The sequence below is a fragment of the Nostoc paludosum FACHB-159 genome, assembly GCF_014698835.1.
Lineage (GTDB): Bacteria > Cyanobacteriota > Cyanobacteriia > Cyanobacteriales > Nostocaceae > Nostoc > Nostoc paludosum.
The window spans coordinates 1-23,039 of the sequence record NZ_JACJTU010000081.1; the positions used below are offsets into that span (position 1 = coordinate 1).

Consider the following 23,039-nt stretch of genomic DNA (forward strand, 5'->3'; position numbering starts at 1 on the left):
AGTTGGAAGTATGAGAATTCTAGCTCTCAGAAGAAAAGGAACTGCATTTGTAATTCAACAGGAGGAAGTTACCGAGTTTATCAAGGCTTGGTTAGCCAAGTACGAATAGGCTAAAAACTGAAAACCCCGCGTCCCGGTAGGACAGCGAGGTTTTCCAATGGAATTGGGGTATCGGGTTTTTAAGGGGCCTGATTAATATCCCTAATAGTAATCTTATCTTACACGAAGTGAGTGTTAAGCCATTGTTACACTGCCCACCCAGAGAAGAACAATAATTCAGGAATTTTAAGTAATTTTGTGCTTATATTTCTGAAAGTTTGTATTAGAAGATTACTGCCAAAGGATAGCTCCAATTCCTCCACCACACATCAAGGAGGAATTGCTCAATGTCACCATTGCAACAATTTAATAACTCACTTCAGCATCAACAATTAACTGCTAAACGTGCTGAAGCATTAGAGGTAGAACAAGAGCTTGTTAAAGGTAATAAAATCAAGTTCGCGTTTAACGCCACAGGCTCTAACAAAGATTGGGATTTTAAGAAACTTGCCGCCAACTTCCGCGACACAGAAGGCACTCTAGCCGATGTCCAGCAGCACATTAAAGCAGGTCACGCCATCTGCGCTGGTTTATTGGGCGGTAAATGGCGGAGTAAAGCTAACGTTATCGGTTCTCACTGGCTACTAATTGATATCGATAATTCCGATGTCGCCCGTGATGCTTATGGAAAGCCGATTAAGGACGAGAACGGTAATTCTATTAAAGTCTACAAGCATCAATTAACGCTTGAAGAAGCCCTAGCCCATCCCTTCATTCAAAAACACTGCGCTTTACTCTACACCACTGCCAGTCATAAACCCGACTGGCATAAATTTCGGTTGATTTTTCTTCTGCCCCAATACGTTGAGGGTGCTGACACGGTAGAAGCTTGTACGCGCTCTCTCATGCAGCAGCTACCGCATGACCCTGCGTGTAAAGATGCTTCTCGCGTATTCTACGGCAACACTGAAGCAGAATTTCTTATAGTCAACCCCGCAGCTACTCTACCAACCGAGTGGGTAAGTGAAGCAATTGCGATCGCGCTTCAGGAAAGGGAAGAATACCAGCAGCGCATCCAGGAAATTGAGTCACGCCGTCAACAGTGGAGAGAGATTTCCGACGTTGAAGGCTGGGACATTGAACAGCTGATACAGCAAGCACTCTCATTTATTCCACCACGTAGCCCCGGCAGTGGCAATTACGACGAATGCCGCCAAGTGCTGATGGCTTTGGTCAATCATTACGGGCCAACGGATGCCGAAATCATAGCCGAGAAGTGGTCGCCTTCTATCCCTGGTACAACCTGGAACATTCGCGCCAAGATTCGCAGTTTCCGACGTGGGGGGATCAGCATTGGAACGCTGTTTCACATTGCCAAGCAGTACGGCTTCCGCTTTCCGCAACGGCAGTACGAACCATATCAACGCAACAAAGGGCTGATTAGCCGCGAACAGTGGGAGCTTGGACAAGTCAGGGAAGACTTAACCAGCTTCCAGAATTTATTAAAGCAGGCGATCGCCCCATTCGTTACAAGTGCTAAAGGATTCTCAAAACCCGCGTCAGAGGAGCCAGCCGCCGCATCACCCCAGACAGCGCCCGAAATTACCAAGCTTTTACGTCAAGTAATCATCTACAAGCGGGGCAATATCCCGCACAGAAGCGGCTTTACAGGCGATATATACATTGAGTGCCGACCAGAGGAACATATCGCCGCATGGGTGGAAGCCATTTCTAAGGGCTGGAAACAAATTTTAGATAATTCCCATCCAGGGCTGGGCAAGTCTTACAACGCCGGACAACTGACGGCGGCCATGTTCGGTATTGATAAATTAATTTACCAGGATGCCAACCACAGAAACCCATCCACCCTGCCCATTGAAACTAACTTTGTTGACATGCCAGTGCGGCACAATGGTTTAAAAATCGACCCCACCCGCACTACCCCTATGGGTGCTAATTTTCTAATACAGCCAAAAGCGGGTGAAATTCCCGATACTGCTGGTAACTGTAGCCGAACTGGGTTATTTGGCGCATTCCGGGATAAGAACTTTGTCAGCTTAGATTTTGAAGAAAGTGCTATTAGCCCCATCTGCAACGGTTGTTTAAACAAAAATCAGTGCCGTTTCGCTTATGGTGATGGTTTCGGCTTCCGTTACCTTAAACGGATGGTCATTCAAAATTACTCCCAAATTCGAGCGCATCCCGACTCTACCCCAGTTGAGTTAACTAATGCGGCTGGCGAACCTTTCACCGTAGGGCGCATTTGGGAAGAAGCGGGTACACTCATTAAGCCTGTTCACTCAATTGATGTAGAGTTAAAGGATTTTGATACTACCGTTGGTTCCTTAGTTGCAGGTGGCTTACCGACTGAGCAATGGTCAAAACTCCAGCAGTTTTTACCAGTTTTGCGATCGCTCCTCAATGGAGACATTAAACCTGATTCTCGTTACGGCTTTAATGACGCTGAACTAAGAGAAGAATTAGGTGAATTTCCGCAAGATTTAGATATTGAAGCGATTCGGCAGATATTACAGCCTAATTTAGAATTTCTCGCTGATTTAGACTCGATTGATATCCAAGCGGATAAACAACTCCGAAAAAGTGCCGCCGCTCGTTTTGCTGCCAAACGTGTGGCTAAGGACAGCGCAAGAATTGCAGGTAAACAGTTCTTTGATTTGCCCCTGTACTGGTTCTGTGATTTCCTCGAAGCGTGGAAGGGTGAAGGATATTTGGCTTGTAAATGGGGTATATTGACCATTTATCGCCCCGACACCAAATATACTGAGTTAGCCTACTCCGCCCAATTCAATGTTTACCTTGATGCCACTATCAGCCCAGAACTGTTGAAATTGAAACTCGGCTATGATGACTCGATGTTAGTCATAGGGCAGTCACGCCCCGACTACAGCAATTTAAGGGTTGTCAACGTCGTTGGGCTGGGTAAGTTGCCCAAAAAACGCTCAACTTCTTTAACCTACCGTGTTGATGCCCTCAAGGAAACTTTGCTCAAGATAAGCAAGAAACTGGGCATTATCGAGTGGAAACAAATTGCTGACCAAGCTGAAGACCGCATTGAATACGGTCACTTTGTCGATGGTCGTGGTGTTAACCGCTTTAGTGACTGTGATGCTCTAGCTTCTTTTGGCATCCCGTACCAAAACATCGGTGCGGTGGCTGCACATCTTCAGGTGATGACTGGTCAGCAAGTCAAGCTTGGAAACTCAGAAGACATCTTGCAAAAGTATCTCACGGAATTAATCAGAGCCGAAATCATCCAAGAAATTGGCCGATTACGCGCTCATCGTCGCCCCCAGGAGGAGCTAACATTTTACTTCTGCGCTGACTATGACCTCAGTTTTCTATTAGATGAACTGCCTGGAGTCAAGTTAGAAGTAGTCGATGCTTGCTCTCTCTGCACCGAAGCGGGTAGCCGAGATCAGCAAACCGGACACGCCATCGTCAAAGCGTTCACCCAGCTTTGGCAGTCGCAGCAGAAAATTGGCCAAACGGCTCTAGCCAAAATCATAGACACTACTCAAGGTTGGGTAAGCCGATTTACCCAGCGTTGGGGGGGTTGGGCTAGGTTTAAAAAATTATTACTCCTACTATTAGATAGTCTTCATAGCAGTAGTAATAAAAATCTTACAGAGTTGAGTGATGAGGAAAGGTGGTTTGCCCGTGAATACTTCCCGACGCTGGTTACCGAATCGGAATCTTCACCAGAGGATGCCTTAGAACACATAGCTGAAGTTGTCACAGTCCTTACTCATACTGCGTTGCGGCGAATTGTGGATTTCTCCACTCCCCAAGTTAAGGCTGACTTGTTGATGGTTATCTTGCGTTGTCTGCCCAGTGAGGTTTACTCAGACCTTGCAGGAGTGCAAGCCAACTGTAACCCGACAGTGACGCTCTAAAATTTATCGGTTTTTATTTCTACTGACCTATCAGTAGTAAAAGATGCTCTGCTTCCTGATTGTGTACTTAATCATTGAGTGAGCGTCCTGTTCAGTATGCCTTGAAACGCCGCACCAGAGCTTTGTATAGCATTTTGGCATCAAAATTACTGCTTTCTACGGTAGAAGCAAGGTGCTTATGAGCGTAAAACACATTGTCAACACATTATTTGTAATGTGTTTCGCAACATCAAGCAACGTGCTAATAATGTATGTTAATTAATGTGTAAGCAATGTATAACTACAGTATTTTGCCTGATTAAAGCATTGTAAATACTGCATCTAGCATTATTAATACTGTAGTAAGTGCTGCTAAATGCTGTACTAAAGCATTATTTAATACTGTTATTTAATGCACTTAAAAATTGCCGTAACATTAGACAACATAACTAAAACATAAACAATGGTGCTAAACAATGTGCAAGCAATGTGTATCTAATGTGGAATACATTAGATTAGCACTAATAATAATGCTAATTACCCCAAATGCTTACACTGTGCAGAATACAATTTTTTAGCTCAAATCTCCGGTGCATGAAATTTAGGTAGAATTAAGCATCTGTACTTTGATTGGGATTTTGAAATTTTGTCTTTCCTGAAAGTTTCTCTATCTCTAAGTTTTGCACCTTCAAGTATCAAAAATGGGTCAGTTTAAATCGACTCTGATTTTTAATTTGGTATTACGATTGATTTAAGCTCCAGACATCTACATTTAGGGTTGCCAATGAGGAGAGAGCATCTGCAATTTCGCTACCAGATTGCATTAAGCGCTTTGATACTTGTGCTGCTCGGACTTATTGTACAAACAGGCTGTACCCGAAGTCAGCCATCCTCAAGTGTTCAGCGTCAGGAACCCACCAGCATCCTGTTCGAGAAAGTTCGGATTTTCAATGGCACCTCAGATCAGCTTTCTGACCTATCGAATGTTTTAGTTGTCGGTAATAAAATTGAAAAGATTTCTCAAACTCCAATTGCCACAGCATCGGGCATCAAGTTGACTAGAATTGATGGAAATAGTCGCACATTGATGCCAGGGCTGATTGATAACCATGTCCATCTGTTTACGATTACCAGCACAAGCGACGAATTACTCTCGCCAAACGTCAGACCTGAAGTGATGAATCAAAAAGTGCAAGCCGCAGCAGAACAAATGCTGCTGCGCGGATTCACCAGCGTCCGTGATTTGGCAGGGCCAGTGTTCGACCTCAAGAGGGCGATTGACGCGGGTGATGCGGTGGGGCCGCGCATTTATCCTAGCGGTGCGATGATTTCGCAGACTAGCGGACATGGCGACTACCGCACACCAGAAAGTCTTGTTTGGACACCTTATACAACTCTCAACCACCCAGAATACCAGGGAAACGGTGTGGTTGCTGATGGGGTGGATGAAGTCCTCCGCAGAACCCGTGAGCAACTGATGCAAGGTGCTACCCAGATTAAACTAGCGGCTGGTGGCGGTGTCAGCTCGAACAACGACCCATTGGATGTCAGCCAATACACAGAAGCCGAGTTACGTGCCGCAGTCGAGGCTGCCGAGGACTGGAACACTTATGTGACAGTCCATGCCTATACCCCTCGCGCAATTCAGAAAGCGATTCGGGCTGGTGTTAAGTGCATCGAACACGGACAACTGATGGACGAGGCGACGGCGAAGATAATGGCTGAAAAAGGCATTTGGCTCAGTATGCAGCCATTCCTCGATGACGAAGATGCAATTCCCTTCCCGGAAGGGTCGGCTAACCGTGCCAAACAACTAGAAGTAGTCAGGGGTACTGACTCTGCTTATGCCTTAGCTAAAAAATACAATCTCAAAACAGCTTGGGGTACTGACTTATCATTTGATGCCAAACTAGCCACTCGGCAAGGGGCGCAGCTGACGAAAATGGTTCGCTGGTACACACCGACTGAAGTGTTAAAGATGGCAACAAGTACGAATGCCGAACTACTGGCATTATCTGGCCCACGCAATCCCTACCCAGGCAAACTGGGCGTGGTCGAAGAAGGCGCATTGGCTGACCTCCTGCTGGTGGACGGTGATCTACTGAAAAACATCAAGCTAATCGAGAACCCAGACAAAAACTTTGTTGTCATCATGAAAAACGGAAAGATGTATAAGAATCTCCTCTGAATACAGCTTTAACAACTAAAACTTCCGTTGTAGACATAAGATATTGAGATAGAGTCAAGCAACCCTATGAAACGCCCTATATGTCCCCTAGAGGCGACAAAAGAATGGTTATATCTTGAATCAATAGACTACATCTGCGAGTGCTTAGAGGCTTGTCTTGATGCCTCCATGTTGGCGGATTTGCGAGAAATCTTCCCTCGCCAAGCACTACGGGTTGCCAGTATTAAAGTTTGTGCTTCTCAGAGGGAAAAAATCACTTATTGGTTGCAACAGTTGAACGAGTCAGATTTAGCTGCATAACCAAGTTTGCGTATGTTTTTTCAGGTGCTTGAAGACTTGAAGTAATTTAGGCTCTAATCAGTTCCACCCCAACTCCAGGTAGGATTGCCATTCTTTAAGCTTTTGTTCACCACGACTAAAGGATAATCATTAGGATCAAAGCCGCCTGCCATATCCAAAATAAAGTAAACCTTACCTTTAACAAAGTGCATACGTAAATAATTCAAGTTTCCAGAGTACTTTTCTCCATCAATCTTGCTCATACCAGCAGATGCCAAGCATTTGGCATATTTCGGTTTGAGTTTGCCTACCCATGTAACACTAAATTCGTTACTGCTCAGAACAGAGATGTTACTAGCGTATGCGCTTAGGTTAACAGAGCCATCTGTGGTAAAACTGCCTTCAAGATAAGGACGGGTTTGTTCAGTGACAACTACTTTGTCTGGACAGCTTTGTTTTTGTTCGTTTTGGCTATAGACTTTTAACTCAATCTTTTGTGATTGATTCTGTGCAAAGGCACTCAAGTTGGACAACAGAGGTAATAAAACAATACTTGGGCTTAAAATAAAATGTTTAAAGTTAATCATAGGTTTTAATGAATCTTTTATCTTTAATTTTGTTGATAACGCTCTTTTTAATGCTATTAAGCAGTTTGGCGTTAAATAAAGAAATTTCAAGGGAATCCTGTAATTAACAGTTTCCTTAGAGATTGTAAAAATTTTATGCGAAAAATCAGGCTGGGTGTTGGGCAGAGGATTAGTCTGGGATATGCTATTGCATTAGCGATTGCTGTTTCTGGAACAGTTGCAGGTTTTAGAATTGGACACAGCTATCATCAGCTTGCTGACGAGCGAGAAGCATTCATACGCAACGAAGTTGAACTACTGCATCGTTTACAAACTGGGATTCTGCAAGCAAGAACTCACCAGCAACAATTAATTCCATTGATGGAAAATCGAAAAGAGTATCAACATGAGTACGCTCATTTATTGCACCATAAGGGTGAAATAGAGCATTTTTTAAGAGAATTAAAAACTTTTATTGCTAAAGAATCTAACTGGTTGGGAGAAGTAGACAGCAGAGAAATCCCTAAATTTTTTCAAACTTATAACAATGTTCCATCACTGTACTTTCAAGAATTAGACCGTCGAATGCAGCAAATTCAATCTTTGAATTTGGTGTTACCAAAAGATATTGAACAAGCTCAGAAAATCTTACTGGAATTTACTAATAGCCAGTTGGCACTCAAATATGATGGCATATCTGACGATTTGGTGAGCATCATTGAAGACTGCTATAAGGAAGCTAACAAAGCAAAAGAATTATCTCAGGAATCTAGTAGTATTGCCCAAAAAGTTGTAATTGGCAGTATCTTATTATCAGTTACGATTTCAATTCTACTAGCAATATTAACTACTAGATCAATTGCTCATCCGATTCAGAGATTGACCAGTGTAGCCCGCCGCTCCACCCAAGAGTCTAATTTTGAGTTACAAGTTCCGATTGAGCGTGATGATGAAATTGGTATTCTAGCCCAATCTTTTAATCAACTAATTGCTTCAGTTCAAAAATTATTACAACAGCAACAGGTAGCTAACAAACAACTGGCAGCTTACAATGAAACGTTAGAGCAAAAGGTAGAGCAAAGAACTGAACAACTCAAAGAAAAAAATCTACATCTGCAAAATGTTTTAGAAGAACTACAACGCACCCAACTTCAGATAGTGCAAAGTGAAAAGATGTCAGCTTTAGGGCAAATGGTAGCAGGGGTGGCACATGAAATTAATAATCCGGTTAATTTTATTCACGGTAATCTAACTCATGTACAAGAATATACGCAAAATCTCCTAGATTTTGTGCAGTTATACCAACAGTACTACCCGGAACCAATACCAGAAATTTTAGATGAGGCAGAGGCAATTGACTTGGAATTTATGCAGCAAGATTTGCCAAAAATGCTTGATTCGATGAAGGTTGGTACAAATCGGATTCGCCAGATTGTGTTATCGCTGCGGAATTTCTCACGCACGGATGAAGCCGAATTTAAAACAGTAGATATTCATGAAGGCATTGACAGCACTTTGTTAATTTTGCAACATCGTCTCAAAGAACAAGCAGAACGTTCAGCGATCTCAGTGATCAAAGATTATGGTAACTTGCCTTGGGTAGAGTGTTATCCAGGACAACTCAACCAAGTATTGATGAATATTTTGGCTAATGCCATTGATGCTTTAGAAGAGTCAAAAATCCCAAATCCACAGATTAATATTCGTACTGACAAAATAGATTCTCACTGGGTGCAAATTGCGATTGCGGACAATGGGCAAGGCATTCCGGAAGCAATCCAAAAACAAATTTTTCATCCCTTTTTCACCACAAAACCAGTCGGTAAAGGTACAGGGATAGGAATGTCAATTAGTTATGAAATTGTTACTCAAAAACATGGTGGTAGGTTAGAGTGTTTATCGACTCATGGCAAAGGTGCAGAGTTTATGATTCAAATTCCGATAATTCAAAATCGATAGTCGTGTCTGACATTATCAAAGACTAAAACCCCGGTGCTGCTGTTTTCTGGATTGCTGCTGCCGTCGCTGCTGTTGCTGTTGTTCGTCAGTTTCTTGCGTCCGGTCTGTCTGTAAAATGTTCAGAGTGAACAACACAATAGGTCTCAAGCCATGAATTTTCTCTCCTCAAAGAAGCAATCATCGGCAGCTATAGTTGGAGCATTAATAATAACTCTGGGAGTAGAGCGAAGTGCTGCGGGTGCTATATTCAACCCTGCTCCTCTTTTTGAGAGTGCAGTCAGTTACTCTACGACAATTCCTAGAAGCGATGGTGAAGTAGATAGTGCTGATATTTACTATCCAATTTTACCTAGTACACAGACTCAGGCTAGCTCATTACCGATTGCATTGTTTTTGCAGGGGGCGCTGGTTGACAAATCAGATTACTCAACCTTTGCTAACACGGTGGCGCGTTATGGCTTTGTTGTCGTAGTTCCTAACCACGTTAGAACAGCATTCAGCCCGACCGGCCCAGTGACAGGATTGATAGCTGAACAACAGCAAGTAAATGATGTACTAACTTACATACAGTCCCAGTTGTCTACACCTTCATCACCTATTGCTAATTCACTTGACCCTAGTACCTTAGTCTTACTAGGACACTCATTTGGTGGAGCAGTAGGAATAGCGGCGATTCAAGGTCAATGTTTTCCTGCCTTATGCACTGGGAATTTTACTCGACCCAAACAATTGAAAGCTGGTGTATTTTATGGCACTAACTTCCGGATTGGCCAAAGTAGTGGAGGGCTTCCGATTATTGACAATGATGGCATACCCATTGCTCTAGTACAGGGTAATCGAGATGGTGTGGCAAATCCCGCTAATGCTCAACAAACATACGCAGGCATTCAAGACCCTCCCAAGGCTTTTATCACCATCCCTGGTGCTAACCACTATGGTATTACCAATCAAGACAATCCTATACGTGAAGCTGTAAGACCAACCATACCCCAAGACGTGGCAATTGAAACTATTGCTCGTTGGAGCGCACTATTTTTACGAGGAACTGCACTTAACGACCAAGATGCACTTGATTATGTCTTCAACACAGGTGATGCTTTGGATCAAAATGTAACTGTACAGAGCGTAGTCAAACCTATACCTGAATACACTTCTGTAGTGAGTTTGTTAGGATTAGGCGTGATAGGTGCAAGCTCACTCAATCGCAAAAAGCAAAAACTAGTTAAAAATAAAGTCTTAAAGTTTTAGAATTGCTATGAAAGTTTAAAGCCTAAAACCTCGTTGCTGTCATTTTTTGGGTATTTATAAATCTTCGTCTTTGTCAAGTTGGCTTTGTGACTCTGATTTATCTGATTGCTTCTGTGCTGCTGGCTGTTGTTTTTTGCTCTTGCCCTTCGCACTCTTTACAGTTGCTTCTACTGATGCCTCACTGCTGGCTTTTACTGTTGGCTGAGTTTCAGTAGTAGGATTTGATGATGTAGTATTCTCCTCGCTTGGTTGTGCCTTGTGATGGCGACGACTACTTTTCTTCAACTCACCTATCAAATATTTGATTCTACCGCCAGTCAAATTAATGCCCAAACCCTTCAGCATCTCTGAAACTTCATCGTAAGTGTAGCCGTACTTAGAGTCAGTCAGTTTCTCAATGTATCTCCGCATTTTCCGAACTGCCTCTCTATCCGATACATCTTCTCGCTCTTTTGGCTTCTGTTCTTTCAGCAGATTGATGGCCTTATCAATCTTCTCTTTAGTAATCACTTCTGAATTTTGCTGTTCACTCATGGTTATCTCATGAATACCAATTAACTGATAATTATCGACTATTTAAAAAAATATGATTCAAAATTCCAAAAAAAATTGACTATTGCGGCTACGCCGAATCGCCTTTTAACTGTGATGGCTACGCCTTTATTTTTACTCAACCTGATGCTTTGAAAAAATTGACTATTACGGCTACGCCGAATTATCTATTCGTATTACAGCGATGCTGAACTATTTTCGCAGTGTGGCAGCTTCGCTGTTATTCTCACTTAAGTTAACTCCAAAAAATCTGACTAATACAGCTACGCTGAATCTAGAATTTTTATATAGTGGCTACGCCATTTTACTGCTTCTGCTACGGCTACGCCGAACCATAATCTACCTCCTGCTTGATTATCTAAAATTCCGGCTGCGCCGTTGATATATCCCTCTGTAGGTTGTAGGATAGTCAGCAGCACAGCTTCGCTGTCGTATTCTCGCCGCCAGTCTCTCGTTGTGCCTCCGTACATCCGTAGCACTTGACACCTCCCTTACCCCGAAAATGGGCTTGAAGCCAGCCATGCCTTAAAGCTTACGCTTTACCTCGCTCCGCTCGGACGGCAAAGCTGGTTTAGTGGGGTTTCACCCCCCTAAAAACCCCCCTCGCGTGATGTCCTCATTCCCCCTAAGTTATGGCAAATCGCAAGCAGTCAAAAGCCCTAGTCAGAAAGCACATTTTTCCAGTTCGGTTGAGTGACATCGAACTGGAAATGATTCGGATGAAATCACAGGATGCGGGGATGTCAGCGAGTGAACTGATGAGACGCAATGCGTTGATGCGTCCATTACCCAAACGGCTGAGTAAAATTAGTCTGCAAACATATTGGGAATTAGGACAAATCGGCAACAACCTCAACCAGCTTGTTAAAGCAACTAACACAGCTATCAAGATGGGGCGTACTCCACCAGCTAACCCAGAAGTTTTACAAGAACTTTTAGAACTACTGCATCAGTGTAGACGAGACATTGCCTCCGATGATGTTGATGATGACTCGGAAGACGAGGAAGAAGACGATGATTGGGAAGCAGACTAAGGGCAGAGGTTTTCGCAAGCTGTTGGATTATTTGGAATCCCGTGAAGATGCCAAACTAATTGGTGGCAATATGAGTGGGAGAAATGCCCGTGAATTGGCGCGGGAATTTAAGCTGTCGAGACAACTAAATTCAGATGCAGACCGAGTTGTTTACCATGTCTCACTGTCAGCTGCTAAAGGTGACAAACTAGATGATGAAAAGTGGACTGAGATTGGCTCACGCTACATGAAGGAAATGGGCTTTGATGCCAATCAGTTTGTCATCTTCCGCCACCATAACACCGACGACGACCACATTCACATTGCAGCCAGTCGGATAAGGATGGATACGGGGCTATTAGTGCATGATTCCTGGGATTATGTACGCTCTGAGAAAGTTCTGCGACAAATTGAACAGGACTATCAGTTAGTGCAAGTGCAGGGCAGTAGAGAAAAACTGAATCGCACACCCAGCACCGGACAAATTAGACGCGTAATAAGAGAACAAGAAGAATATTCATTGGGTAAGCGCGATACCCCACCAGAGCGTACCATTAAAGAGCAGATTCAGCAGACAATTGACAGGGCTAGTGTTGATAATCCCCAAATGCCAACGCTGATCATGCGGCTGCAACAAGCTGGCATAAGTGTAAGAACAGGATGGACTAGAAATGGTAAGTCTAAAGGCATTTCTTACGAGAAAGATGGGCAAGCTTTCAGTGGCACACAATTAGGCGCAGCTTATACCTTCCCCGGTTTGCAAAAACATCGTGGCGTTGACTACCAACCAGAACTTGATGATGAGCCTATTCATGAATTGCTGCTCAAACCTGTAAAACCACTCCCAGTTGAGCAGTTAGAAAAACTCTTTCAAGAAATTGAACACAAGCAAAATCAACCACAGTTTACACCACCACCAGAGGATCTACTTTTGTGGCAGAAATTGCACAAGTATTTGAATGAAGAACGCTATATCCCAGATTATATTGTGCAAGGATTACATGAGACTCAGTTGCTTTACATGGATGAGCAGCGAAATATTTTGTTTATCAAGCGTGATTTAGATGGTTCAAAAACTGGTGCATTAGTTTGGTCAAAGCCAAGGCAAAGTCATCGCGCTGTGGAGTACGACCAAAACACCTCTACACCAAATGGTTGGTTTTATTTGAGATTGGGAGGGCAACCAACGTCCAAGGTAGAAAACGTCTTTTTGTGTTCTACACCGATTGATGCCATGTCAGCAGCCACCTACCTGATCTCAAGTTGCAAGGGACTACCACCAACTAGAACCATGTTGATAGTAGCTGATGACCCGAATAACCTACCTATGGAATTTCTCAAGACTTTCAATAGGGTTGTCGTAGCATTCAATAATGATGAACAAGGGAATAAGGCCGCTAGTGCAGTATTGGAATTGTTGCCACAGGGTAAAAGGCTCAAAACCTATAATCCTGATTGGAGTCAGGAACTAGAAGCTCATCTCAAGGAGGAGCAACAAAAGCAGCGACAGCAGGAGCGTGGTTTTAGTCTGTGACCAACGCTGTGCAGACCGAACTCGTTGCCGCTACGCTCGGCTCATGCGGTCTTCGTGACGGGCAGAACGATCGCTGGTTGGGCTGACTAGATCCACTAGCCCGCCCCGAAGACTCCACTTCGTCACATGAGTCGCAACGAGTTCTTAACACCTTGAAATGAATATACCATTAAAAAATATTGCTACCGTATTATAAGTAGAATAAAGTATTGGTTATATAGATCTTTAACTATAAAAGTACTGAAATAATTAGAATAATTTAGTACAAAAATAAAGGAAGCTACCAATGCCAACTGACCTCACATTCAAAGAGGTGTGCAAGTTCCTCAAAAAGGATGATAGCAAAATAGTTGAGGCAGCTGACAAGCTTCTTGGAGCTGCTATCTTATTTTCACCAATAGCCTTCGGTTCTCAAGCGGTATCTGCGTTAAGATTGCTCGGTGCTAAAAACGAGCTAACTAAGCTTGGTAAAGAACTGATTGAGAAAGTGACCAGTAAAAAGGAGTCTGATTACCTTGCAAGGATGGAGCGAATGCACGTAGCTTATGGGCTTATATGTATTACTGCTTTCTTTGAAGCCCTTGAGCACTTGCTGCCAGATGATCTTCGTAACAAGATAGCCCTTCTACCTCAAGAAAAAATTTCCCTTACTGAGCAGGCTGGAAGACGTATTGCGAGTCGAGAAGAAGAACGGAACACATCTAAAATCTTAAAAGAAGGTGTGGTGGATATATCTTTGCTTTTTCCTCATCCAATTATTCCTTTTGAGGAACAAACAGCAAATCTCAGTCGAATGTACAAAAATATGGCGATTGGTTTTGATGAGTTCATTAAGAAACTTGCAGTATGGGAAGAAGCAGATGAACAAACAATGGCTTGCATTCGACAAACAGTAGAAGAACTTCCCAAGACATCATTAAAATGTTTTGAGGGTCAGTATCTTGAGCTTGCACGAAAATACAACGACTTTTGTATATGGTCACGCCTTCATGAATGCAAAACTACTCAAACTCAGCTTCATGGAATATTAAATTATCTTGAAAGTTATAATTCTCGATTATCTGAAAATAATGAAAAAATTGATATTGGTTTTGACAAGTTACAAGAGACTGTTCTTTCAATACCTGATCAATTTAGGAAAATAGAAGCTCACGATGTGGTAAATGGATTAAAACGGTTTTATGAAGCCAGAATCAATGAGCCAATTATTGAGGATTATAAACCTGATGATGGCAAACCAGTTTTGAACTTTCCAAAAATATCAGAGGCATTTATTCCACAGTCATATCGAGTCCTTTTACAAACGAAGAAAGACAGTCATCTTGAGAGAGAAGAAACCTGGAAAAATATTGAGCCAAAACATGACCTTGGTTTATTTCTGCTTAGTTATTTGAGTTCTCCATATAGCATTGAAACGCCTTTACTAATATTGGGACATCCTGGTAGTGGTAAATCTCTACTTACAAAAGTCCTTTGTGCAAGACTCATGTCAGATATATATACGCCAGTGCGTGTACCTCTGCGTGAGGTAAATGCTGACTTGCCGATTGAGGAACAGGCTGAATATATAATTAACCGCACTACAGGTCATAAACTAAATAGCTGGGCGCATTTTAGTAACCAGTTTTCTGATAGACCGTTAGTAATTATTCTTGATGGATATGATGAACTGCTTCAGGCAAGTGGTAAGGTTTATGCTGGCTATCTCAAGCAAGTGCAACAATTTCAGAAAAGAGAGGCTGAGCAAAGAAGACCAGTACGAGTTATTGTGACTAGCCGTATCACTTTGATTGATAAAACAACGATACCAGAAGGCTCAACAGTCCTTCGTTTATTGGAGTTCAACGAAGCACAGCGAAATGCATGGATACAAGTCTGGAATAATGCTAATAAAGATTATTTTAGTTCCTGCAATCCACCCATTGAACCGTTTGCAATTCCAGAGAATGAAAATAAAAGTAAAAATGACAAAATTTTATCTTTGGCTGAGCAACCGCTATTGCTTTTGATGCTTGCACTGTATGACTCTGACGAGAATCGACTTCGACAGCATAGGGGTATTGATCGAACAGTTTTATATGATAGCCTACTCCGACGCTTTGTTGAGCGAGAACGGCGTAGATATGTTAAAGACTTCGAGCAATTAGCTCAATCTCTTCGAGATAAAGAAATTGATAGAGAGATGTTGCGCTTGGGCGCGGTTGCAATTGGTATGTACAATCGCAGACAACTTCATATCTTATCTTCTGACTTGGCTGCTGACCTTAAATTCTTTGAACTTGAGCGACCAATAACCGTTGAAGATGGACGTTCAATGACTCAGGCAGATTTGCTTTTAGGTAGTTTCTTTTTTATTCATAAATCTAAGGCTGGACAACAAGGTGAAGAAGTACACACGGAAACTGATACAGCCTTTGAATTTCTTCATAATACTTTTGGTGAGTTTTTGACCTCAGCATTCATTTTGAGATTCGCTTTTCAAGAAGCAGAAGCACTATATTTGTTCAAAAACAATGAAAGTTTGCAATCTGAGCTTCAAAGAAAGATAAATAATCCTGATGGTCTTGCAAAAGAGTGGTTTGCTTGCTTAATGTACGCTCCACTCTACTCTAGACCAGTCGTGCTTGAAATGCTACGTGAGTGGATTACTCATCTACTTGAACAGAAAAAACGTAGCCGAGAGGAATTTTTGAGTTGTCTTGATGAAATTCTTAAAAGTCAAATTGGTATGCTGCTAAAAGCAACAAATTTGCCTTCTATGTTGCGAAATGATGCTAAACAGTTTACAGAGCTTCCCTTATTAGCCCATATCGCCATCTATACTTTAAACTTAATTATTTTACGGACAGTGCTTGATAAGAACGAATTCGTCTTTGATGAAAGTTGTTATGTTTCAAGTGAGGAAATTAAAGATCTTGATGCTTCTGGGACAAGGACATGGGATAAATTGGCTCATATCTGGCGTTCATGGTTTCCTCTGGAAAGTCTTAATGGGTTAACAGCGATACTTAGTGCAAAAAGGGAGGGCAAAAAGATTATACTAACTGGCTACAAGCCATTTCGGATCAGACCTAGTGATGATCGTTTAGAAACGGTTCTTAATGTAGCTACGACGTTAGCAGACGATATTACTGGCAGTCTTGCTAAATTACTTGTACCTAATCCAGAAGAGGACTCTTGGCAAGGTCTTAGTGAATTAGAAAAACGGTTGCAAGCAGAAAACATTGATCTTCGTTTTGAGTTGATTGTGCGTCGTCTGCGGCTTCATCTATCAAGTAGCAGTGGAAGTAACAGTAACCTTCAACGATTAGTTTTGGAAGGCTTTCGTGAAATTTCTAGTAGAAGACATCGAGGTACACTTATTGCTGAATTCTTTGAGTTAGTAACCAAAGTGTTTAAACTCAAGCAATTGTCAATGAGTGCAGAGATAGAAATTAAAGAATTTTTTATACATCCCAGACAGGTTTTGGAGATGGTAGAGATGCGCCCGGAGGTGGCTGTTGAATGGCTGCGTCTGCTACGGGAGTTTGGTGCTACTCACTGGATTGAGCGCTATAGTGAGGAGTTACTTGAGCGTATCATGTATACCCGTAATTTTGTGGAGATGCGCCCGGAGGTGGCTGTTGAATGGCTGCGTCTGCTACGGGAGCTTGGTGCTACTCACTGGGTTGACCGCTATGGTGAAAAACTACTTGAGCGTATCATGCATCACCGTAATTTTATGGAGATGCGTCCGGAAGTAGCTGTTGAATGGTTGCGTTTACTACGGGAGCTTGGTATTAATCCTTGGATTGAGCGCTATAGTGAGGAGTTACTTGAGCGTATCATGCATCCCCGTAATTTTATAGAGATGTGCCCGGAGGTGGCTGTTGAGTGGCTGCGTTTGCTACGGGAGCTTGGTGCTACTCACTGGGTTGAACGTTATGGTGAGGAGTTAATTGAGCGTATCATGCATCCCCGTAATTTTATGGAGATGCGCCCGGAGGTGGCTGTTGAGTGGCTGCGTTTGCTACGGGAGCTTGGTGCTACTCACTCGGTTGAACGCTATGGTGAGGAGTTAATTGAGCGTATCATGCATCCCCGTAATTTTATGGAGATGCGTCCGGAAGTGGCTGTTGAATGGCTGCGTCTGCTACGGGAGCTTGGTGCTACTCACTGGATTGAACGCTATGGTGAGGCGTTAATTGAGCGTATCATGTATACCCGTAATTTTGTGGAGATGCGTCCGGAAGTGGCTGTTGAATGGCTGCGTCTGCTACGGGAGCTTGGTGCTACTCACTGGATTGAACGCTATGGTGAAAAACTACTTGAGCGTATTATGCATCCGCGTAATTTTGTGGAGATACGTCCGGAAGTAGCTGTTGAATGGCTGCGTTTGCTACGGGAGCTTGGTGCTACTCACTGGATTGAACGCTATGGTGAAAAATTGCTTGAGCGTAGCATCCGCTTTAATATTGGCAATATTCCTTTGGAATATGTACAAGATATTGAATGGTATGCAAGAATTACGAATGATTCTGAGTTGATTGCCAATCTCCAATCATATACTGGTTCAACGAAAGATCATCAATGATATTACTGCCTTTAAGTTTTTCGTATAATGCATTCTGTGTACGCTTGTATACAAACAGATTAGCCTCTGACTGTGCAATTTAATTGCGGATGAATTGTATATTGGTGGTGAGATTTAGCCAATACAAAAATAAACATTGTTTCTTGGCTTCTTACCGTTATCTTTAGTTGTAACGGTGCAGTAAACCAACTCACTTATGAGCCGAATCATCGCAGTTTTTAATCAGGCGGGAGGTGTTGCCAAAACCACCCTTACCCAAAACCTGGGCTACCATCTAGCACAACTGGGTCATCGCGTTCTGCTCATCGACATCGACCCCCAAGCCAGCTTAACTATCTTTATGGGCTTGGTTCCAAGAGACATAGAGCAAACCGTCAACAATGCCATTGTGGATGAACAACCTCTGCCAATTCATGAGGGGATTCACGGCATGGATTTAGCCCCGGCTAACATCTCTCTTGCTACAGCAGAAATGCAATTGGTTAATGCTTCCATGCGCGATTTCCGCCTCAGAGAAGCCATCGAACCAATCCAAGAGAATTACGATTTCATCCTTATAGATTGCCCTCCCAGCTTAGGTTTACTCTCTTACATCTCGCTTGTAGCTGCTACTCATGTTCTCGTACCCCTAGAAACCCATTTCAAAGCCTTTGAGGGTACAGGCGAACTCTTAAAAACCGTCGCTACCGTCCGCAACAAACCCAACCGCAAATTGCAAATAGCTGGGTTTGTGCCAACAAAATACGATGCCCGTAACTCCCAAGACACCCGTACCTTAGCAGCCATCACCGAACAACTAGCCTCAGCCGGAACAGTATTCCCCCCCATTCCGCGCTCTACTGCTTTTGTTGATGCCTCAGAAGAACGAATGCCCTTGGCAGTTTATGACCCCAAGCACCCATCTGTCCAAATCTTGAAAAAAATAGCCCTTACTTTATCAGCATTAAAATGAGACGCACTAAAGCCACCCAACCCCTTAAAAGCAAAATTGAAGTACCTTGGGACACTACAGGAGCTAATAACGCTGGTTCTCCCCAGTCCATGCCCTTAGAGCAGATTACTCTGCCACCGACACAACCGCGCCGTTACTTTGACCCGGAAGCGTTAAAGCAGTTAACTGAATCGATAAAACAGCATGGCATCCTGCAACCTCTGTTAGTCCGCCCCGTTGCTGATGAAAAACACGAATTAGTAGCAGGGGAGCGTCGCTATCGTGCTGCAACCGAACTTGCGTTAAAAGAAGTTCCCGTTGTCATTAGAGAATTAGACGATAACGCTGCTTTTCAACTGGCACTGGTAGAAAACCTACTGCGAGAAGACCTTAACCCAGTTGAAGAAACCGAAGGCATACTGCAACTGCTGGCTCTCAAACTAGGTCGAAGCATTCAGGAGATACCCCCATTACTCTATCGTCTACAACGTCTACAAAACAAGGCATCTACAGTTACCCATAACGTTATGGGCGCTTCCGATAGCGATGGTGATGAACCTACCCATAACGTTATGGGCGAAGATGAAATTGACTCTCACCATAACGCTATCAACCAGGATTCTGGTGAGATTGAACTATCTACCCATAACGTTATGGGCGAAACCGAAACCCCTAATTCAGCCCTCAATGAGCAGTCAGTAGCCGAAAGAGATTTAAAAATTGTTGAAGGAGTATTTGAGGGATTGGGCTTAATGACTTGGGTATCTTTCGTCAAGAATCGTCTTCCACTGCTAAACCTGCCAGAAGATATTCTTGATGCACTCAGGGATGGTTTAATTGAGTACACCAAAGCCAAAGCCATTGCTACTATTCAGGATTTAGACGAGCGCGTTGCCTTTGTAGAACAAGCTATTGCCCAAAACTGGTCTTTAAGCGAAATTAAACAGCGCATTAGTGAAAATAAACCAAGAGCCTCTAACTCAAATACCGAATCTAACAATTACAAAGACCGTTTTACTGTTGCCACCACTAAACTAAAAAAATCACGTATCTGGTCAGATCCAAAAAAACGTAAGCAAATAGAAAAACTGCTATCCCAACTAGAGGCGCTGACGAGTGTTGAGTAATAGCGCCCATAACGTTATGGGTAAATAGAATTGTTAAATTTTTTGTGGAAAACCGTCTGCTACTGGGTAATTCTGGCAACAAAGGCGAAAAAGTATTAAGTTGAATCTAATGCCAGTAGTACAGTCCCTCCCACAAGTCTTCCCATGCTAGAGTCAGAAAAACTCCAACAGATAGTACAAGCTTGGTTAAGTTACATTAGGTTAGAGGAACTGACTCAAGCTGAAGTCGAGCGTTCTTCAGATATTTATTCAAAGGTAGTAGATAAGGGAGTGCAGCTAGTTGGCAACAAGTTACTCCTTGATAACGAAGTATTTACGCAATTCCAACAACAGCAACAAGCAGCCATTAGAGGTAACAAAAATGATGTTCAGGTGGCTGTCGCCTTCCCACAAATTTATATAATCAACGGCAAGGGTAAAGACCAAAAGCTCAAATACCTGCCTCTGTTCACCATCGATATTTCACCTATTTTAAAAGGTAATTATCGCAAAACTGGCTGGGACTTGACTGAATACGAGTTTCAGCCAGTGATTGTTAATTTAATGCGGTTGTACAAACTAGAGGAAGAACAAGCCGAATCACTGATTGTTGCATCGGGAATTTTGAGATTTCTAGAAGACACATTTAAAGGAAGATTCCCAACGCTTCGAGACTTTCTCGAACTGGTAGACTTCCCCCAAGGAAACTACAAAACCTCTCGACAACCTTATTTGTTACGTTGCGACTTTACACCCTATAACGCCCTACTTAAGCAAGACATACAAGAAATACTCAAGGAACTCCAACAACCTGACTCTAAGGCTGAATGGCTAATTGAAACTCACCCAGCGATGCAGTACCTCTGTGGTCAGCCACAATCACCCAGAGATGATGTGATGTTCTGGGGTGCTTTTCCCTCTCATGCACCTGATGAATTTCAAGCCTCTGTCCTCAAACACGCCCAAGAGAATTTACTAACAGCTGTTTGTGGGCCACCGGGGAATGGAAAAACCGAGGTGTTTTTGCACCTCATAGCACAGCAAGTAGTAAATCGAGCGTTACGGCTTGTTCGTGGTGAAGAGGATGCAAATAATTTAATATTCTTTGTCGGCGCTAATAACAGCACCGTTAAAAAATTTCAACAACGACTGGCTATAGATTCTCCTGCTCAACAGTTTTATCTTCCAGGCGGCAATCAAGCTAATATCCGTAAGGAAACCCTACCCAAACTGCAATCAACCCAAGATTGGCTGCGTAATACTGAATTTAACCAATCTGCTTGGCAACAAGCCAAACTCGAATTACTCCAAGCAGAAAGTGAAATTCAACAACTCCAAGAGCAAGACCGCTTGAATACTGCTCAAAAAGTCATTGATGCTGAATGGCGATCGCAATTGGATGTAGAAATCGAATCACTCAATAACGATATTGCAGCTAAGTCTGCTGAGTTGCAAGCCCTAACTGAACAGCTATCAAGTTTGGCTGCTTACGAAAATTTTCCCATTGATGCTTACGAACAGATACAAATTGCGTTATTCCAAGCAGAACGCGAACTGCCAAAAGATTCTGACTCTATTACAAAACGCGCCTTGGACTGGCTCAATGCTACTACTAATAAGCGAATTTTTCAGCGTTTGGCGAATCGAGTAAACGCTGCTGTTTTAAACACCTTGGCAACAGCGCATCCCTTTCAAATACCCATTGACCCCTCTAGTGTAACCACAGCAATCACCTCTGTTAACCAAAAAATCGGTTTCTCACGGCAATGGCGGAATCTTAACCGGACATCCAGCGAAATTCAAAGCCAAATAGCGGCTTTAACTAACGAACTAGAGCTAAAGCAAGCAGAACATCAACAAATTCAAAAACAACTTGATAGTTACCCCCAAGCTGATTTCTACAGTCGTTTTTACCGTGACTACCACCAATTGCAGCTAGAACTATTTCAACGTGCCTGGGCGTTTCTCTTGCAAGAAGTCCTCCGACGCAAGGATAGCGTTATGAGGGCATTAGAAACTTACGGCAGTGTATTAGCTGGGGATGGAGAGGCATTGCTAAAACTGTCAACTGATAGTGATGCCATCTTAAGTCACTTGAGCTTGATTTTCCCTGTCATTACCTCCACCCTTCAATCAATGCGTAATATGTTGCCAGTTCTTCAGCCTAATATCATCAAGCTGGCACTGGTGGATGAAGCAGGGACAACTCTCATACACCAATTATTTCCTTTGCTGGTGCGATCGCAACAGGCAGTAGTGGCTGGCGACCCCCAACAGATTGAGCCTATCGTTAACATGAGCGACGATACCATCAAGCAATATTTCAAAACTGCCTTTTTGGATCGGGGCATGAAGAATGAAGATTATTATCGCTATGCCCCCACTGCTAAATACACAGCTACCGCTTATCATCGTGCTGCTGGTGCTAGTGGTACTGAAGGGGACAATGGCAATGGCATTATTCTTAGAAATCATTACCGTTGTACCCCAGATATTATTCAGTTTTGCAGCCCCAATTATCCCGGTGGTCTGCAAATTCTTTCAGCTGTTCAGCAGACTACAACGGTTAAGCATCTGCTGGCTTACCACGTTGAAGGAAGCCACACCCATAATACCAATCCAGAAGAAATTGATGCTGTAGAAACTATAATTGCGTCCTTGCTAAAACATGGGTACTCTACTAACTCGGATGACAACTCAAAGACAATTGGGGTGATGTCGCCATTTTTGCAGCAAGCTAACGCGCTCAAGTATCGGCTCTCTAACCGTTGGCGAAACTTTTCTTGGGATGATATTGGCACAGTTCATAATTTTCAAGGTGGAGAGAAAGCAGCTATTATCTTTTCTCCTTACCAGTGTCACCAAGAGCATAGTTTTTGGTTCCTCAACCGCAAACCCAATTTACTGAATACAGCCGTTAGTAGGGCAAAGGAAAAGTTTATTTTGGTAGGTAATGTCAGGGAATTAGAATTGGCTGGTGGTGAAACCAAGCGGTTAGTTGAACACATTCGGCAACATGGGGAAATTCGTACTTGATTTATTACTACTTTCTAGACTACCGTTAAGTAAGAATATTCTTGCTACTATTTGGTAAGACTATGCAAGTTGAAAAACTATCAATTTCCTTACCAGCGTCCCTGGTGCAATTTATTGAAGGT

The 23,039-nt window shown here is 42.9% G+C and carries 14 protein-coding genes; 11 read left to right on the top strand and 3 right to left on the bottom strand.

Features of this window, described 5'->3' with window-relative positions:
* Positions 1 to 386: 386 nt before the first annotated feature.
* From H6H03_RS36350 to H6H03_RS36360, 3 genes are all read left to right on the top strand, one after another.
* Entirely contained in the window at positions 387 to 3,953 is a 3,567-nt protein-coding gene (locus H6H03_RS36350) for a PriCT-2 domain-containing protein (RefSeq protein WP_190959864.1), read from the top strand.
* Positions 3,954 to 4,716: 763 nt separating this feature from the next.
* A complete protein-coding gene (locus H6H03_RS36355; protein WP_190959865.1) occupies positions 4,717 to 6,120 on the top strand; it encodes a metal-dependent hydrolase family protein in 1,404 nt (467 codons plus the stop codon).
* Positions 6,121 to 6,186: 66 nt separating this feature from the next.
* Positions 6,187 to 6,420: a hypothetical protein gene (locus H6H03_RS36360; RefSeq protein WP_190959866.1), complete on the top strand. Its 234-nt coding sequence runs from the start codon at positions 6,187 to 6,189 to the stop codon at positions 6,418 to 6,420.
* A gap of 53 nt (positions 6,421 to 6,473) precedes the next feature.
* On the opposite strand, the gene H6H03_RS36365 is transcribed toward H6H03_RS36360, so the two are convergent.
* Positions 6,474 to 7,076: a hypothetical protein gene (locus H6H03_RS36365; protein WP_242058164.1), complete on the bottom strand. Its 603-nt coding sequence runs from the start codon at positions 7,074 to 7,076 to the stop codon at positions 6,474 to 6,476.
* 45 nt (positions 7,077 to 7,121) lie between these two features.
* Here H6H03_RS36365 and H6H03_RS36370 point away from each other — a divergent pair, with 45 nt between their 5' ends.
* Both H6H03_RS36370 and H6H03_RS36375 read left to right on the top strand, forming a co-directional pair.
* Complete coding sequence (locus H6H03_RS36370; protein ID WP_190959867.1) at positions 7,122 to 8,924, top strand: sensor histidine kinase; 1,803 nt, start codon at positions 7,122 to 7,124, stop codon at positions 8,922 to 8,924.
* A gap of 150 nt (positions 8,925 to 9,074) precedes the next feature.
* A complete protein-coding gene (locus H6H03_RS36375) occupies positions 9,075 to 10,172 on the top strand; it encodes an alpha/beta hydrolase family protein (protein WP_190959868.1) in 1,098 nt (365 codons plus the stop codon).
* 54 nt (positions 10,173 to 10,226) lie between these two features.
* Here H6H03_RS36375 and H6H03_RS36380 read toward each other — a convergent pair whose 3' ends face one another.
* Positions 10,227 to 10,706 (bottom strand): hypothetical protein, encoded by a 480-nt coding sequence (locus H6H03_RS36380; protein ID WP_190959869.1) that lies wholly within the window; start codon positions 10,704 to 10,706, stop codon positions 10,227 to 10,229.
* A 281-nt stretch (positions 10,707 to 10,987) separates the two neighbouring features.
* Entirely contained in the window at positions 10,988 to 11,203 is a 216-nt protein-coding gene (locus H6H03_RS36385; RefSeq protein ID WP_190959870.1) for a hypothetical protein, read from the bottom strand.
* Between the two features lie 153 nt (positions 11,204 to 11,356).
* Between H6H03_RS36385 and H6H03_RS36390 the strand changes: the two genes are divergently transcribed.
* From H6H03_RS36390 to H6H03_RS36415, 6 genes are all read left to right on the top strand, one after another.
* Positions 11,357 to 11,758, top strand: a complete 402-nt coding sequence (locus H6H03_RS36390) for a plasmid mobilization protein (RefSeq protein ID WP_190959871.1) — start codon at positions 11,357 to 11,359, stop codon at positions 11,756 to 11,758.
* Positions 11,739 to 13,271, top strand: coding sequence for a relaxase/mobilization nuclease domain-containing protein (locus tag H6H03_RS36395; protein WP_190959872.1), 1,533 nt, complete (start codon positions 11,739 to 11,741; stop codon positions 13,269 to 13,271). The genes H6H03_RS36390 and H6H03_RS36395 overlap by 20 nt, the downstream gene beginning before the upstream one ends.
* A 286-nt stretch (positions 13,272 to 13,557) precedes the next feature.
* Positions 13,558 to 17,844 carry an NACHT domain-containing protein gene (locus H6H03_RS36400; protein WP_190959873.1) on the top strand — a complete coding sequence of 1,429 codons (4,287 nt, stop codon included), beginning with the start codon at positions 13,558 to 13,560 and terminating at the stop codon, positions 17,842 to 17,844.
* A 196-nt stretch (positions 17,845 to 18,040) separates the two neighbouring features.
* A complete protein-coding gene (locus H6H03_RS36405) occupies positions 18,041 to 18,796 on the top strand; it encodes a ParA family protein (protein ID WP_190959874.1) in 756 nt (251 codons plus the stop codon).
* Positions 18,793 to 19,902: a ParB/RepB/Spo0J family partition protein gene (locus H6H03_RS36410; RefSeq protein WP_190959875.1), complete on the top strand. Its 1,110-nt coding sequence runs from the start codon at positions 18,793 to 18,795 to the stop codon at positions 19,900 to 19,902. The genes H6H03_RS36405 and H6H03_RS36410 overlap by 4 nt, the downstream gene beginning before the upstream one ends.
* Before the next feature lie 144 nt (positions 19,903 to 20,046).
* Positions 20,047 to 22,917 (top strand): DEAD/DEAH box helicase, encoded by a 2,871-nt coding sequence (locus H6H03_RS36415; RefSeq protein ID WP_190959876.1) that lies wholly within the window; start codon positions 20,047 to 20,049, stop codon positions 22,915 to 22,917.
* Positions 22,918 to 23,039: the final 122 nt, after the last annotated feature.

Coding starts and splice junctions, on each gene's coding strand:
- H6H03_RS36360 (WP_190959866.1), top strand. CDS start 6,187: ATGAAACGCCCTATATGTCCCCTAGAGGCGACAAAAGAATGGTTATAT.
- H6H03_RS36370 (WP_190959867.1), top strand. CDS start 7,122: ATGCGAAAAATCAGGCTGGGTGTTGGGCAGAGGATTAGTCTGGGATAT.
- H6H03_RS36395 (WP_190959872.1), top strand. CDS start 11,739: ATGATTGGGAAGCAGACTAAGGGCAGAGGTTTTCGCAAGCTGTTGGAT.
- H6H03_RS36390 (WP_190959871.1), top strand. CDS start 11,357: ATGGCAAATCGCAAGCAGTCAAAAGCCCTAGTCAGAAAGCACATTTTT.
- H6H03_RS36415 (WP_190959876.1), top strand. CDS start 20,047: ATGCTAGAGTCAGAAAAACTCCAACAGATAGTACAAGCTTGGTTAAGT.
- H6H03_RS36375 (WP_190959868.1), top strand. CDS start 9,075: ATGAATTTTCTCTCCTCAAAGAAGCAATCATCGGCAGCTATAGTTGGA.
- H6H03_RS36400 (WP_190959873.1), top strand. CDS start 13,558: ATGCCAACTGACCTCACATTCAAAGAGGTGTGCAAGTTCCTCAAAAAG.
- H6H03_RS36355 (WP_190959865.1), top strand. CDS start 4,717: ATGAGGAGAGAGCATCTGCAATTTCGCTACCAGATTGCATTAAGCGCT.
- H6H03_RS36410 (WP_190959875.1), top strand. CDS start 18,793: ATGAGACGCACTAAAGCCACCCAACCCCTTAAAAGCAAAATTGAAGTA.
- H6H03_RS36350 (WP_190959864.1), top strand. CDS start 387: ATGTCACCATTGCAACAATTTAATAACTCACTTCAGCATCAACAATTA.
- H6H03_RS36405 (WP_190959874.1), top strand. CDS start 18,041: ATGAGCCGAATCATCGCAGTTTTTAATCAGGCGGGAGGTGTTGCCAAA.
- H6H03_RS36380 (WP_190959869.1), bottom strand. CDS start 10,706: ATGAGTGAACAGCAAAATTCAGAAGTGATTACTAAAGAGAAGATTGAT.